Consider the following 14,278-nt stretch of genomic DNA (forward strand, 5'->3'; position numbering starts at 1 on the left):
CGTAAGACCCCGATATGGAAATCTGGGGTGTCAATGGCCATCTACGTTTCCGCAGTTTTGGCCAACAAAATCCCGCAGTTGGACTGGAAATGCTTCGCCTTCACTCCCTCGTGCTGGTCTCAGGAAGCTCTGTAACCAGGTGCCCTTTAAGCCGATAGCTATCGCCCTGAAGATTGAGGACGTGTGCATGGTGCAGTAAGCGATCAAGTGTCGCCGTGGCAATCGTGGCGGAGGCAAATACGCTGCCCCACTCTTGAAACGGCCGGTTCGAAGTCACGATCAGCGATCGCCGTTCGTAGGCCTGCGCCACAACTTGAAAGAGGTGGTTGGACGCTGTGCTGTCCATCGGAAGAAAGCCCAACTCATCCAGGATGATCAGGTCGTTGGTCAGCAGGCTGCGCATGCGACTGCGGAAACTGTTGTCGGCGAGGGTGGCATAAAGGTCATCAATCAGATCCTGTACTGACGTGAAGTAAACCCGGAAGCCGGCCTCAATCGCTTTCATGCCCAGAGCAATCGCAAGATGCGTCTTGCCCACACCAGGAGGTCCGACCAGGATACAGTTCTCGTGCTCCGCGATGAACCGGAGCCTAGCCAGTTCCAGCACTTCCTGGCGGCTGACAGACGTCTGGAACCCAAAGTCAAAGTCCTCGATGATCTTGTGTGCAGGCAGCCTGGCCGCTTTCAGCCGCTTGCTGTACTGCGACTCGTTCCGGGCCTGAATCTCTTCCTGGACAAGCCCAGCCAGGAAGTCCAGATACGATAGCTGCTTCGTGACCGCCAATCGGTTGTAGTCCTCCAGGACCTCCCGGATTCGGCGGAGCTTTAAGCGCCGCAGACCCTGGTTCAGTTCTTCAATCCGGCCCGCATCCATGTTCACGGCCTCCCCACCCGTTCATAGTAGCTGAGCGATCGTTGCTGCACCGTTACCGTGGGAACGGGGACAGTCACGGGCAGTGGCTCCGCAGGGGGGTGGGGAAGGGCCTGGGGGTTCCGTTCCTGCTGCTCCAGGATGCGCTTAATCGCCTTATAGCTGTAGTTGTGGTACTGGTTGGCCCGCTCCATGGCGGCGTAGACGGCGTCAGCACCATGGGTGTCGCAAAGGGCCAGAATGGACTCGACTTGATCACGTAATCTGCCTGAACCCTTCTGGGCAAGACCCTGCAGGTATTCGCGGGCGGCAGGTCCGAGGGCTTCGAACCGCTGCTGTAGGGTAACCCGTTTCCTGCCGCTGCCCCTGTGCCGACCGACATAGTGCTCGTCCTGGATGATCCGCTGGCCTTTCCCCCAACACCGGGCCAGGGTGGCCGCCAACTCGCCGCCGGCATACACCTCGATTTGATCCTCAAACAGCCTCAACGTCACGGTCTGTCGGGCAAGCCGGTGGGGAATCGAATACTGATCAAGTCCCGTCAAGTGGTGTAAATCGGGTTCCAGCATTGTAGTTGCTCTAGTCGGCACTCAGCGGCAAAAGTTCAGGACGGCCGAGGCTCGGGTCATGGGCGTACAGTTTCGCCATGGACGCCTGGCTGAAGTATCTGTTGTTGCCCGGATTATTTGTCAACATGTGCTGAGCATCGTGCGCTTGTGTAGGACAGAGAATATTGAAGATAGAATTATCAGGAGAGGGGCTGTCCTCTCCGTTTTCGTACGACAGGGGACAAATATGAGAGCCTGCCCAGGCCTGTGACTTGGCGGTCCACCTGGGCAGGCTCTCCCCACAGGGCGGAGTGCACCTGTGTATGTGTATCTTACTTCCCCTGGGTCAGAACGTCCAGACCTATCTTCGCAAATATGGCACTTGCGGGCCGGACCTGCCCCTGCACTGCCCAGGTTGCGGTGGTCGAATGCGGCGGCATGGGCGGTACTGGCGCTGGGTCTTTACTGCGCACCAGAAGGCGTACATCCCGATCTACCGCTGGTGGTGTCCAGGGTGCCGTAAGACGTGCGCCATCTTGCCTGACTTTCTGAAACCGTACGCCCGATTCATCACGCTGGTGCGAGAAGCCGTGGTTCGCGGGCGGGTGCGGCGGGGGCTGCCCTGGAGCACCCTGGCCCGGCGACTGAGCAGCCCGACGGTCAGCTGGCTCTCGGAGAAGACGCTCAGACGCTGGCTTGTCAGGGCGAGAGCGCTGGCCGGAGAGTGGAGCCAGTACCTTGCCGAACGGGTTCTGCGCTTCTGGCCGGACACAGACCTCGATGCCCTCCCCCCCCGGCGGGAAGGTCCGGACGCCACGCTCCACTTCCTGCTGGATGTGGGGGACTGGTACCGCCGTCAGATGGGGCGGCGGCCGGAGGAACACGGCGGAGTGTTTGCTGCGCTGAACCGGCTGGGTGAAGGCACGGCTTCCCTCTAGCACACCACAGAGTCTGTCCGTCGCCTTCCCGCAGGCTGGCGTGCCACAATGGCGCCAACTTGGCAAGGGAGGGACTCACCATGGACGAACAGCAGCGCGACGAGATTGCCGCTTTTCGGTGGCAGCTCATCGCACCGGTAGTGGCGGAGGATGTGACCCGGCTCGAACGGCGGCGGATTCTGCAGCAAATCGCCCGCCAGCACCACCAGATTCCGCACAGCGACAAGACCCGGGTCAGCGTTCGCACCTTGGAGCGTTGGATCGCCGCCTACCGGCAGGCCGGCTTCGACGGGCTGAAACCCAAGGTGCGGGACGACGCCCGCAAGGGCCGTGTCATCACACCGGAGATTCTGGAGCACGCCATCGCTGCCAGGCGGGAAGTGCCGGAGCGCAGCGTGCAGCAGATCATTGACACCCTGGAGAAGGCCGGCGTAGTTCCACCGGGGCTGCTCCGGCGATCCACCCTGTCGCAGCATCTGGTGCGGGCGGGCTACAGCCGCAAGGCTATGCTCAGCCGCAAGCGCAGGGCGACCTTCCGGCGCTTTGAAGCGGCCCACCGCAACGACTGCTGGCAGGGCGACGTGTGTCATCTCCTGAACCTGCCGCATCCGGACAGGCCCGACAAGACCCGCAAGGTCTACCTCATCGCCTTCATCGACGACTACAGCCGCATCGTCTACGGGCAGATGTACTGGGAGGAGAAACTGCCCCGCCTGGAGGACTGCCTGAAACGCACCATCCTGCGCTACGGTCTCCCCCGTCGTATCTACGTGGACAACGGGGCGATCTATTCCGCCCGGCACTTGGCGCGCATCTGCGGCCGGCTGGGCATCCGCCTCACCCATTCCCGGCCCTATCGACCGCAGGGGCGAGGGAAGATCGAGCGTTTCTTCCTTACCGTACAGAAGAGCTTTCTGCCGGAGGCACAGCAACTCATCGCCGCCGGCCAGCTTGCGACCCTGGAGCAGCTCAACGAGCTGTTCTGGGCCTGGCTGGAGGTGGCGTACCACAACCGGGTGCACGGCGTGACCAAGCAGACGCCGCGGCAGCGGTTTGAGAGCGACACGGAGCCGCTGCGGCGAATTGACCCCAGTGCACTCCGTGAGGTCTTCCTCTGGGAGGAGGAGCGCGTGGTGGACCAGACGGGCTGCTTTTCGCTCTACCGCAACCAATACGAGGTCGATTCGGCCCTGGCCCGCCGGAAGGTCACGCTTCGCTACGACCCGTACGACCTCAGCCAGATCCAGGTCTGGCACGAGGGGAAGCGCTTTGCCGACGCGGTCCCGCTAAAGCTGCACCGTACCCGGCACCGGTCGGTATCCCCCGCACCCGAACCAGCTGCGGCAGCACCCAAGACCGGCCTGAACTTCCTCACGCTGGCCAAGAAGCAGCATGACACCGAAAGGCGGAGGCGGCTGGGTGAGACCGCTTACACCCGGCTGACGCAGCCGAAGGGGGGCCAGAACTGAGTGCTGGCCGCGTTCTTTGGCTTTCGCGTCCTGCCCTTCAGCAAGGAGATCCCGACCGCCGACCTGTTTCCGTGTGCACAGCACCAGGAGCTGCTGGCCAGGCTCCAGTACTGCGTGCGCCACCGGGCGTTCGGCCTCATCACCGGTGAGGTGGGATCCGGCAAGACCACTGCGATCCGTACCCTCTACGACCTGCTGGATCGCAGCCGGAATCCGTTTGCCTACATTGCCGACTCCAAGCTCACGCCCACGGCCTTTTACCGCGACGTGCTCACCCAGCTCGGTGTCGCCGCACCCCACCACTTCCTGAGCCGAGAGGCCCGCCGGCTGTTTGAGCAGACCATCCTGGACGGCTACCGGCTGCACGGGCTGCAGCCCGTCATCGTCTTGGACGAGGCCCATCTGCTGCCGCAGGCCATGCTGCAGGAAGTGCGGTTCCTGCTCAACTTCCACCTGGATTCGGCCTGTCCCATGACCTTTCTGCTGGTGGGCCAGTCCGAACTGCGCGGCATGCTCCGCCTGCGCACCTTCGAAGCCATCGCCCAGCGCGTTCAGGTGCGGTACCATCTGGGGCCGCTGAGCGAGGAAGAAAGCGTCGCGTACATCCGGCACCATCTGCGCCGGACGGGCGTCGACCACGACATCTTCTCGGAACAGGCGCTGCAGAAGATCGCCGCCGAGTCCCGCGGGCTTCCCCGGGTCATTAACACACTCTGCACCAACTGCCTGCTGGACGCCTGCTCCCGTGAACAGCGCTTTGTGGACGAGGCCAATGTCGACCGGGTTCTGTTTGAGCTGCAGGATCTGCAGACCGCCAAGGGCAGCAGCCCGTGGTAATGGGGGGATGACTCGTGCTGGCCTCACTGCGAGTGACCGTGCTGCCTCAGTTTACGGTTGAGGTCTACTTCGATTGTGAGCCGGACTGCCGGACGCACCCACGTTACGTACTCGTGCTCCGGGATGGAACGACTGGTGCCGTCGAGCTGGAGTTCCCCAGCGCCCGAGATCTTCGTGCATTCCTCGCCAGGAGCCGCCAGGCACTCACGGAGTGCCGGAGGACGGCACGGATTCACCGCAGCCCAAGCAAACGGGTCGCATCCGGAACTGCACAAGCTACACTGTTCTAAGCTCAGCAGGGGCGGCCGGCTGGCCGGCCGCCCCCGACCCTGGCGACAAACCAACGCGTCAGTTGACGAACGACACTGTCGCCCGTCAAGTCACTGCCAAATAGCGCGGGCAACAACCCCAGCGACAACAAGGTGTAACTGGGGTATGACAATCTCGAAGACCCGTACTCCCTCACGGACTGATCCATTCCCGGCGAAAGGACTCGGTCAGCTTGTCTTCCTCAACAGACCCGCGTTGTGGTTAACCAACTGTACCCCGAGCACGAATCTTGGGTACTGCTCAGGATGGGCATGAGTTAGACTCGGGCATCTACTCCCTTAACGGATCAGTCCCCTCGCCTTGGTGGGCAACATCTCACAACCTGGTGCATCGCTGAATCCCCAGCGATGGCACGCCAGTACCGAGAAAGAGCATGTATGAACCTTGCAAACAGAAATGTTCTGGCGTATGCTGAATATTAAGCTGAATACACAATATTACGTGATACAACGCCCAAGCAATAACCGTCGCGAGCTTTGTGTGCCTCGGTGGAGGTGACGCCCAGGTGAGAGTTGAGAAGCTCTCGATACGATTGCTCAGGGAAGGCGTCAAGCCGGAAGACGCAGTGCGAGAGAACGTGACGTTACAAGATTGGGACACGATCGACGGAGCCAAGATAGCCACTGGCACGGTGGGAGGGCGGCCACCAAAGTGGGTCGATTTCCTAGAACTAGAGCCAGAGAGAGCGCAAGCCCTGGAAAACATTAGCCCATATGGTGTGGTTTTCGTGCATACCAGTAACCGCTGGTTTGCCGTTTCTTTCGGCATGGGCCACGCAAAACTTGATCCGGCCAAGTGCGAACAAGACTTTGGCCTACGAGTGGTCCTGAACTCGGTCGACCCCAAGCAACTTCGGAGCGCAGACATCCGAACGCCGGATGAGAACACGTTGTCTCGCCGCGCTCAGACCAGTAGGGGGTCAGATCCAACCGCCTTCTCGATCGATGTAGAGAGGGACATCGTGCGGGGCCTCGCTGGGACGCCAAGGGACACCGGATTCGCATCGAGGGTTTCCGGTGCTGATGCTCTGTGCATACACCGGCGACTTGCAGTACGGGAGTTAACCCAGGTATGCGACCAGGCATACGCTCTGTTCCAACGGACGGACTATCGACAGGACTTCTCATGGATTGACGACATTCGTCACATCCGTGATAGCAGTCTCATCGGCAGACTAGATAATGCTCTAGTCGAAGCAATGAACCAGGCACTGGCGGGCAACGTTGACGACCGACTGCATCTGGCGTATCCGTATGTGTTCGACCCAGACCAACTTAACAACATCAAGTACCGGGGATTCGGGGCTCAGGACATTTTTCCTGATCTTGAATTAGCCGACTACCTCCACGCAATGCGCTCCAGGGGGATCATCTCATTCACACTCGAAAACCTGAGCAAGCATACAGTGCAGGAAGTGGATGACGAAGGCAAACCGCGCGGCCAAAGGCTGCGTATTCGTGACTTTATCTGCTTCGAAACGGTCGTCGAAGATGAGACGTATGTCCTGTCCGGAGGGCGTTGGTATCGGATATCCCAGGAACTTGCTGCTGAGGTAACCCAGTTCTTTGACCGTATCCCTAGGTACCCCATGCCAGACGCCAATCCGGGCGAGACCGAGGAGGACTATTATGCGAGGATCTCGCAGCAACCAAGCCTTCTTGGCATGGACAGTAAGCTTGTTCGCCCGAGTCGGGCCCATTCAAGCGTTGAGTTCTGCGACCTTCTTTCGACCGAACGACACTTGATTCATGTTAAGGATAAGAACTCCTCATCGCGACTGAGCCACTTGTTCAACCAAGGTACTGTATCGGCTCGATTGCTTGTGACAGACGCCCAGTTCCGAGACCGCGTGCGTGCAGCAATCCGCGAGGCCGAGAACCACACCGGCAAGCAAGGGTACCAGGAGCTAATACCAGCATCCGACGAACAGATGAAACCTGGGCAGTTCACAGTGGTCTATGCTGTCCTGACCACCAGTCAGCGGTTGAGGTTGCCGTTCTTTAGCTTGATTACCTTCCGTCAAGCAGTACGTGAGCTTCGAGCAATGGGGTTTGAAACAGCTTTCGCCTGGATTCGCAAGCCGGCTCACGCATGAGATGCACCACAGGCAGGTCCAATACTGGCCCGAAGCGAAAACGGTTCCATGAGCGCAACGACCTTGCTGAACTGCGAAGCCGCAACGGCTTCGCTTTCCTTGTAATATGCCATCCAGTCCTCCTTGCCGGTAGGAATAGGCCACACACCTGAGAATACACACAAGGGGAGGTGACCCCCGTGACCGGCTGGCAGTACCGCCCAGGTGCCGTCGTCTATTCCTCCCCCCACATCACCATCACCATCGACCAGCACGCCGGTCCCGCGGCCGCGAGGCCGGCACACCGGCCCAACCTGGCAGAAGCCCTGCCCGGCCTCTCTCCCTTCATCCTCTGGGAGTGGGCCCCGTACCGGATTACGGTGGAGCCGCCCCTTCCCGACATCGCCCTCTCCATCGGCGACCAGCCCGTCCCGGACGTGGCGCCCGGGGTCTACCTCTTCCGCTACGAGAACGCCGTCGGCGCCTCCCGCATCCGGCTATGCGGCACCCTGGTGCCCGACCTGCCGGTCGAGGTCCTCAGCTCCAGGCGCTCCTCCCCCACCACCTGGGCTTCGGCTACCGGGTGGTGGACGAGACCCTATGCAGCCCCCGCTCGAGGCGGTGATGGAATGGGCCGGCGACCGGTTCGAGCCCACGCACGGGAAGGCAGCGCAGGTGCTGGAGCGGGCCAGGCTGGTGGGGCATACGAGGTCTGCATGAGAGGCGAAATTGAGGTGAAACAATGCCTGAGGCCCGCATTGTAACGCTTCGCGGCTGGAAGGGTCATCGTTCCCTCCGCGGGGTGTACAGCCAGAGTGACGTACTGCGGTTCGAGCGGTTTGACGCCCAGCTGTTCCGGGTCGCGGGCATCGTCTGGCCGCCGGCCCCGATTGTGCAGAAGCTCATCAAGAGCAATCACACCCCGCATGAGCACGACTCCCTGCTCACTCACCAACTCGGCTACTACTGCGACCTACAATCCATCAACAGCGAGGATGCGCTGACCTGGAACTATTTTGGCCCCCTCATGTATGCCCAACCGCACGAGCGCGTGCAGTTTGCCTGGTGGCTCATGCAGCTCCTCGACCCTGAAGCTGAGCCTGATGAAGTCTGTGAAATCGATCTCTGGCGGCGTATACCCCACCCCCAAAAGCCCGGCTCCACAAACGGCCCCGAACTCGACTTTCTACTAATCGGGAACCGCACGGTTGTGTTGGGCGAGGCGAAGTGGAAGTCGGACGAGCCGCAACATCAAGGAGAAGGTCAGGACATGTCGCAGACTCAGCTCCGGGCTCTCTTCGTCGAGCAGTTCGGGAATAAGGTCTTCGGCGAAACCCGCCGACTCCTGGTCCTGATGGTCACGCTCGACCCCTCCTCCCCAATCGAAGGGCAGGAATGTTATAGTAATCAACAACAGCATATCCGCCACAATCTGCCCCCCGGGAGGGAAACGCCAGTGACGAACTCGCCCCGCGAACAGAAGGCCATGGAGCTCGATGACCAGGGTCGCCGGCTCCTGCAGGAGGGTCGCCTCGAGGAGGCCATCGCCTGTTTCAGGCAGGCCTGGGAGGAAGCAGGTCTAACGGCCGCCCGCAACAACTGGGCGACCGCGCTCTACTTCCACGGCAAGCCCGACGAGGCACTGCACGTGCTGGAACCGCTCCTTGACGCCGCCCTCATCCACCCGTTCTCGCATGCGCTGGCCAGCCGCTGTCACTCCGCCCTGGGTGACACGAAGAAGGCCAGAGAACACCTGCGCAAGGCGATCCGCGACTTCGACGCCGGCCGCTTCCGCCTCCACACCCAACCCGACGGGGGACAGGCCTGGATCGAATACACCATGATCATCAAAGACGCGGCGGCCGACCTGGGGGAGTACAGACTCATCCTGGAACTCCACAACCGCTGGCCGGGGAGAGACCTGGCACATGGCGCCTTCGTCGCAGGGGTGGCGGCGTTCAACCTGGGCAAGTACACCCAGGCCATCCGTATCTGGCAGCGGGTCCGCGATCCGCAGTGGGTGCGCCCTCTGCAGGGGTACACCATCGTGGCCGGGTGGGCCGAACGGGGCGTGATCCCGCCGTTCCGGCTGGAGGCCCGCATGCCCGACACGGATCGCCTCCGCAAGCTGACCCCCGACGAGCTGGCCGAACTGCCCATGGATGCATCCCTGCGCCTACTCATGCTGGTCGCGGCTTTTGACGCGGCTGCGGAGCATCCCGATGAAGACGTCCCGGTGCTGGCGGAGCTCATCCGCCACACCGGCGACTGGGGCATCGACCTGGGCCGCAGGATCCTGGAGGCCGCAACCGTGCCCAGGGGCCTGAAGCTCAGCGCAGCCCGTGCCCTGACGGAGGCGGGCGTGTTCCAACCGGGCGAGCCCATCCCCATGGTGATTGACGGGCGCCGCACTGAGGTCGTCGTTCAGATGAAGCGGCTGGCCGACGGGCCGATTCCGGAGCTGGACGAGGTTCTGGCGGAGGCCCGCAGCCTGTGGCAGAAAGGAAAGCGCAAGGCCGCCATGAAGCTTTTGACCGATCTGCACGACAACCCCGTCGTCTACCCCCCGGCTGTGATGCAGGAAGCGGACTTCCTCCGGCAGCAGGGGAAGCTGGATGAGGCCCTGATCCTGCTGGAAATGATGGATAACCTCATGCCCAACCACCCCTACGTGCTGTTCAACATGGCCGCGGTCTACCTGGAGAAGGGCGACGCCGACACCGTGCGGCAGCTCCTCGACGCGATCGATCCGGAGGACTTGCCGCCCGTTTTCCAGGAGGATCTGGCGTCCATGAAAGACGCGATCGGCGAGGAGGACGATTTCATCGAGGACGTCGATGCTTACATCGCTTCCTTCCTGGATTCCATGCGGGAAGAGGAAGACGAGCGGCCCATCCGACCGGATGTCAAGCTGACCACGGCGCTCCGGCGCATCCCGGTCCAGTGGCTGAACGCCGCGGCCCAGCGGCTGGCGATCGAGCCCCAGCGCCGCCGGCCCGAACGGGAGAAGGCCGTGGCCGCCGCGCTGCTCGATTCCGGCCGCGTGCGGGCGGCGCTGGCCGAGGAGCCGCCGGCGGTGCGGGAGGCCCTCGACTTCGTGCTGGCGGAGGGCGGCTGGGTCAAGCTGCACCGGCTCACCCACCGCTTCGGCGACCAGACCGGCGACGGCTTCCACTGGGATGAGCAGCCGCCGGCCTCCACCATCGGGCGCCTGCGGATGCTGGGCATCCTGCACGTGGGCCGGGCGCCGATCAATGGGCGGAACCATAAGGTTGCCGTGGTGCCGGTGGAGCTGCGGGAACTGCTTGGTTGACAACGCGGACGGGCGGGATTCCCGTGGAATCCCGCCCGTCACTCGTTCAGATACCGGAGCATATCGCGCAGGACCGCGTGAAGGAGCAGCTTGTCCTCGGGCGACATCTTCGCCACATCCATCCCGCCATACAGTGCGGGGGAACCGAGCGCGCCGATGCAGTGCACCTCCCAGAGGATCCGCACATCCCTGGCCAGCAGGTCCACGTAGCGGAGGTCGAACGGCTCCAGCCCGAGCGCCTTTACGATCTGCCGGCTGCGATTCCCCACGGTGGCTGGCGAAACGCAGCACTGCTCCGCCACTTCGGCCTGCGTCACGGTGGGGTCGCCCAGCACGTAGCGCCGGAAGGCATAGACGACCGCCGCCGTCCAGGATGCCGCCGTGCGCTCCTGCTTCGGCCTGAGGGTCAGGGCGGCATCCCACCAGAGCCGCTCGATCCCATCGCCCGGCTCTTCGTGGACAGGCACACTCGTTTCAGCCAACCCGCGCGCCCACTCGGCGGTCCGCTCCCACCATGGCGGGGCGTCCGGCACAGGCCGGCCATCCCACAGCACGGACGGACCCGGCGGCGCGTGGATGCGGAACACATCCGCATCGTTGGCCAGCACACCGACAGCCCACACGATCCGCGGCCAGGAGGTGCGGTAGAGGTCATCCCAGGTGGCACGGGGCTGCTGCCGCCGGAGCAACTCCATCTCCACCTGAAGGATGTGGCGCAGGCCATCTGTCAGCTCCCCGTCCACGAACGCCGTTTCGATGCCGAGGTAGTAAGCCGGTCCCGTGGGCAGCAGCCAGGTCACGAGCAGGTCTCCCGGCGTCAGCACCCCGCCCCGCACCCCTCTCACCGCGAAGGGCGCATCATCGGGGAGGCGGACCAGCCTGGCCTGCCGGCCGGAGACCGACTCCACGCGGAAGAAGCCCGGCGCCGCCCTGTCGGCCCAGGCGTTCAGGGTCGCGCGCTCCTCCTGCGACAGCGACGCATCATCCTCCGCCAACTGCCGGGCCAGGGGAATCCTCCATTCCCCCGGGAACACGAAGGCCAGCCAGTCCACCGCCAGGCTCCGTGCCTCAGGTTCCACCTCGTCAAACAGCTCCGGGGGGAAGAAGCGTACCATCCCCCAGCCCACCGAGATCTCCGTCTCGTCGTCGCGGAGATAAGCCATCAGCTTCGACCGCAACCGGCGGACGAGGTGGTCCGTTCGGGCCGCCTCCAGCGAGCGGACCTGCCCCCGGCGCGGATCGGGCGGGTCTGTGTTCATCGACCTCAACTCCCTGGTCAGGTGTGTGTCCTGTTAAGACTTTAACACGGGGACTGGAGATACCTTCAGCGTCGGTCTGATGGCAGCGCCTCAGTCGCCGATGGCACCGCCGTCAGTCCGTGATGGCGCCGCCCTCCGCACCGCCTTTCCCGCCCGATTGCAGATCGATCACCTCCACCCGGCGGATCGCCCGGTTGTTCTCCAGCCGGGTATCTGCCGGGTAATCAATCTCGGCGATGATCTCCCAAATCCCGGCGGTCAGCCCCGGTATCGTGCCCGCACGGAAGCTGCAGCAGGGCATCTGGTCGATGGTCACCGTCTGCCATCCCCCGGCCGGCGCCCGACCGCCCGCCTCAGGCCGCGCCCAGAGCCGGAGCGGGACCCGGATCTCGCTGCGGCCCAGGTTGTTCTGATACCCCAGATAGATGCCCACCTCGAACGGCCGACCTGCCTCGGCCACCTGCGGCACGGCCAGATCCATCACCGACGGGTCGTCGATGATCTCGTTCCCGTTCCCGTCGTCCCCGCCAGGATGGCCAGGCTCGGTGGGCGGCTGCGGGCTGCTGTACGGCACGATGAGCACGTTGTTGGCGAGGCCGCCCTCCGGACCGGGCTCCCCCTCCCGTTCCACCACCTCGGCCACCGACCCGGCACAGCTCTTCTCCGCCGGAAGCCCCAGCGCGGACGCGATGGACCGGGCCACCGCCAGCTTCGGGTTCGCCGTGTGCGGCGCGCTGAGCGCGTAGACCGAGGGCAGGTCGATCACGCCGACGATCTGGCCCTCAGCCGGATCGCCCTCGGCGAGGGTGACCGTCAGCGGCACCGGATAGGGCTGCTCCGGCGCCAGATTGCCGGGCAGCGGCGCCTCTCCCAGGGCGCGGATTAGCTGCCCGCCTTCATCTGTGAGAAACCACCGTACAGCCAGCGGGCTCGGGCAGAGCGTGGCCAGGACCCGGGACGTCAGCTCTAACTGAAGCCGCGGATGCAGATCCGCCGACTCATCCCGGGCGAGCACCAGGGGCTCCGGCGCATCCAGCCAGCGCAGGTCGTAGGTCTCGCCGGTCCGATAGGCCACCAGCCGGCCGGAAGCCTCACCGTTCACCTCGTAGTTGACGCCCACCAGCATGAGCCCGTGGGCGAAGGCGGGATCGACGCCCACGCCCGAGACCTGGGAGAAGCTGTACGGTCCCACGTTGGGCGCCTCGCCTGGCTTCAGCAGAAACAGCCGGTCCGTGGGCGCCCGCTCCTCCGGTGGAATCAGCGCAGGCCTGGCGTCGCCCCCGGCCGGGTTCCCGGTGTCCAGCGCGAGGCTGTAGAAGAAGCCGTTCACGTCGCCGAACAGGAGCGCCCCACGGCTGACCAGCGCCAGCGGTGCGGTGTTCATGGAGGCCATCCGCTCACCCAGCCGCTCCTCCGGGCCGAACTTGCGGAACCACTTCAACTCGCCGCCGGGGCCGATGGCGACCACGGCGCCATCGCTGCCGGTGGGGCCGTCACGAAGGCCCACGCCGGTGTCGGTGTAGTTGCGCAGGGTGACGTAGAGGTGGGTCTCGGGGCCGTCGGGGGTCTGCTGGACCACGACGGCGGGTTCGGTGTTGGTGAACGCGTTCTTGGCGCCGATGAGGGCGGGGAGGTTGATGGAGTAGCTGGACCAGGCTTCGGGTTCGCGGCCCTCCTCTAAGCTTGTAGCCCACAGGCGGCCACTGGTGTCCATCCAGTAAGCGTTGGTGCCATCTGACGTGAAGTTCCCGGCGAAGCCCGCTGATCCGTCGACAGTCCACACCCGGTAAGGTTGGTAGTCGTTGTTGCGATCCAGGGCGAGTCGTATTGCCCGCCCTCCCTCGAAGCCGTCTGTGCCGATGACGAAGCTGGGGTTCTCGCCATGAGGCGGTGCCATCACTGCAGAAGGAGTGATGAAGCCGCCGAAACCTCCCTCATCCTGCTTGCTAGTTATAGCCTCGTAGACCTGCCGGCGGACGGATCCATCGAGCCGGTCCAGTCCCTGGACCACCCAGACCTTACCGTGATGGCGGGAACAGAGCGGTCGCCCTTCGGGCCGGCTCTCCTCCCCCGGGTAGTTGGGCCGGTCTGCTACCACCACGATGTCCCGACGTTGATCATGGATGACCACTGGTGAACCCACGATGGGACAACCGAAACCCAACTCTGCCGGCTGAGCCCAGCCCTCTTTGGTGTGATAGGCCCATAGCCAGCCGTAGCCCGTACCGAAATACAGTACACCGGTCTCGGGACTATAAGTGGGACTGGACTGTGGAGCGATGAAGGCGCCTCCCGCTGCGACGTTGAACTCGATTGCCTTGCCCTTTATTGGATCGTGAACCTCCGCAGGGTCTCCGACCAGCCGCTTGAGTCCATCCAACTCCAACTGCCACAGGTAAGCACCCGCCAAGTGGTAAATGACCCTGTCGATCACCACGGGCTGTGCCGCGCTCTCACCTAATGGTCTGGTCTGCCAGTATTCCGTCATCTCGATCAGGCCGTGGGATCCGTACACGGCTGACGTACGGTGCGGCGAGCCTCCCTTGGTTATCCAGTCTTCAGCCTCCGCCACCGATTGCGGCGTCAGGGCCAACAGCGTCGCCATCGCCGCAACCCACCGTCGCCACCTCATGTTTCGA

The 14,278-nt window shown here is 63.5% G+C and carries 10 protein-coding genes; 6 read left to right on the forward strand and 4 right to left on the reverse strand.

Annotation, left to right across the window (positions count from 1 at the left end; translation table 11 throughout):
• Positions 1–100: 100 nt before the first annotated feature.
• Together istB and ACZ45O_RS08085 are read right to left on the reverse strand one after the other, a co-directional pair.
• Positions 101–874 carry an IS21-like element helper ATPase IstB gene (istB, locus tag ACZ45O_RS08080; protein ID WP_464857275.1) on the reverse strand — a complete coding sequence of 258 codons (774 nt, stop codon included), beginning with the start codon at positions 872–874 and terminating at the stop codon, positions 101–103.
• A gap of 2 nt (positions 875–876) precedes the next feature.
• Positions 877–1,416 carry a Mu transposase domain-containing protein gene (locus tag ACZ45O_RS08085; RefSeq protein WP_464857277.1) on the reverse strand — a complete coding sequence of 180 codons (540 nt, stop codon included), beginning with the start codon at positions 1,414–1,416 and terminating at the stop codon, positions 877–879.
• 326 nt (positions 1,417–1,742) lie between these two features.
• Here ACZ45O_RS08085 and ACZ45O_RS08090 point away from each other — a divergent pair, with 326 nt between their 5' ends.
• The 6 genes from ACZ45O_RS08090 to ACZ45O_RS08115 all read left to right on the forward strand — a co-directional run bounded on the left by ACZ45O_RS08090 (position 1,743) and on the right by ACZ45O_RS08115 (position 10,380).
• Positions 1,743–2,357: a DUF6431 domain-containing protein gene (locus ACZ45O_RS08090; protein WP_464857279.1), complete on the forward strand. Its 615-nt coding sequence runs from the start codon at positions 1,743–1,745 to the stop codon at positions 2,355–2,357.
• An 80-nt stretch (positions 2,358–2,437) separates the two neighbouring features.
• A complete protein-coding gene (locus ACZ45O_RS08095; protein ID WP_464857280.1) occupies positions 2,438–3,826 on the forward strand; it encodes a transposase in 1,389 nt (462 codons plus the stop codon).
• Positions 3,827–4,663, forward strand: coding sequence for an ExeA family protein (locus ACZ45O_RS08100; protein ID WP_464857282.1), 837 nt, complete (start codon positions 3,827–3,829; stop codon positions 4,661–4,663).
• An 835-nt stretch (positions 4,664–5,498) separates the two neighbouring features.
• The gene (locus tag ACZ45O_RS08105; RefSeq protein ID WP_464857284.1) at positions 5,499–7,088 is read left to right on the forward strand and encodes a DUF6119 family protein; all 1,590 of its coding nucleotides are present in this window, start codon (positions 5,499–5,501) and stop codon (positions 7,086–7,088) included.
• A gap of 179 nt (positions 7,089–7,267) precedes the next feature.
• Positions 7,268–7,831 (forward strand): hypothetical protein, encoded by a 564-nt coding sequence (locus ACZ45O_RS08110; protein ID WP_464857286.1) that lies wholly within the window; start codon positions 7,268–7,270, stop codon positions 7,829–7,831.
• A gap of 38 nt (positions 7,832–7,869) precedes the next feature.
• A complete protein-coding gene (locus ACZ45O_RS08115; RefSeq protein WP_464857288.1) occupies positions 7,870–10,380 on the forward strand; it encodes a tetratricopeptide repeat protein in 2,511 nt (836 codons plus the stop codon).
• A gap of 38 nt (positions 10,381–10,418) precedes the next feature.
• On the opposite strand, the gene ACZ45O_RS08120 is transcribed toward ACZ45O_RS08115, so the two are convergent.
• Both ACZ45O_RS08120 and ACZ45O_RS08125 read right to left on the reverse strand, forming a co-directional pair.
• Positions 10,419–11,639, reverse strand: coding sequence for a hypothetical protein (locus tag ACZ45O_RS08120; protein ID WP_464857290.1), 1,221 nt, complete (start codon positions 11,637–11,639; stop codon positions 10,419–10,421).
• A 112-nt stretch (positions 11,640–11,751) separates the two neighbouring features.
• On the reverse strand, positions 11,752–14,271 hold the full coding sequence (locus ACZ45O_RS08125; protein WP_464857292.1) for a hypothetical protein: 2,520 nt from the start codon (positions 14,269–14,271) through the stop codon (positions 11,752–11,754).
• Positions 14,272–14,278: the final 7 nt, after the last annotated feature.

This window comes from Symbiobacterium turbinis, from assembly GCF_055383075.1.

Excerpts from the sequence above, each read along its gene's own strand:
- ACZ45O_RS08120 (WP_464857290.1), bottom strand. The coding sequence starts at position 11,639 with ATGAACACAGACCCGCCCGATCCGCGCCGGGGGCAGGTCCGCTCGCTG.
- ACZ45O_RS08095 (WP_464857280.1), top strand. The coding sequence starts at position 2,438 with ATGGACGAACAGCAGCGCGACGAGATTGCCGCTTTTCGGTGGCAGCTC.
- ACZ45O_RS08125 (WP_464857292.1), bottom strand. The coding sequence starts at position 14,271 with ATGAGGTGGCGACGGTGGGTTGCGGCGATGGCGACGCTGTTGGCCCTG.
- istB (WP_464857275.1), bottom strand. The coding sequence starts at position 874 with ATGGATGCGGGCCGGATTGAAGAACTGAACCAGGGTCTGCGGCGCTTA.
- ACZ45O_RS08090 (WP_464857279.1), top strand. The coding sequence starts at position 1,743 with ATGTGTATCTTACTTCCCCTGGGTCAGAACGTCCAGACCTATCTTCGC.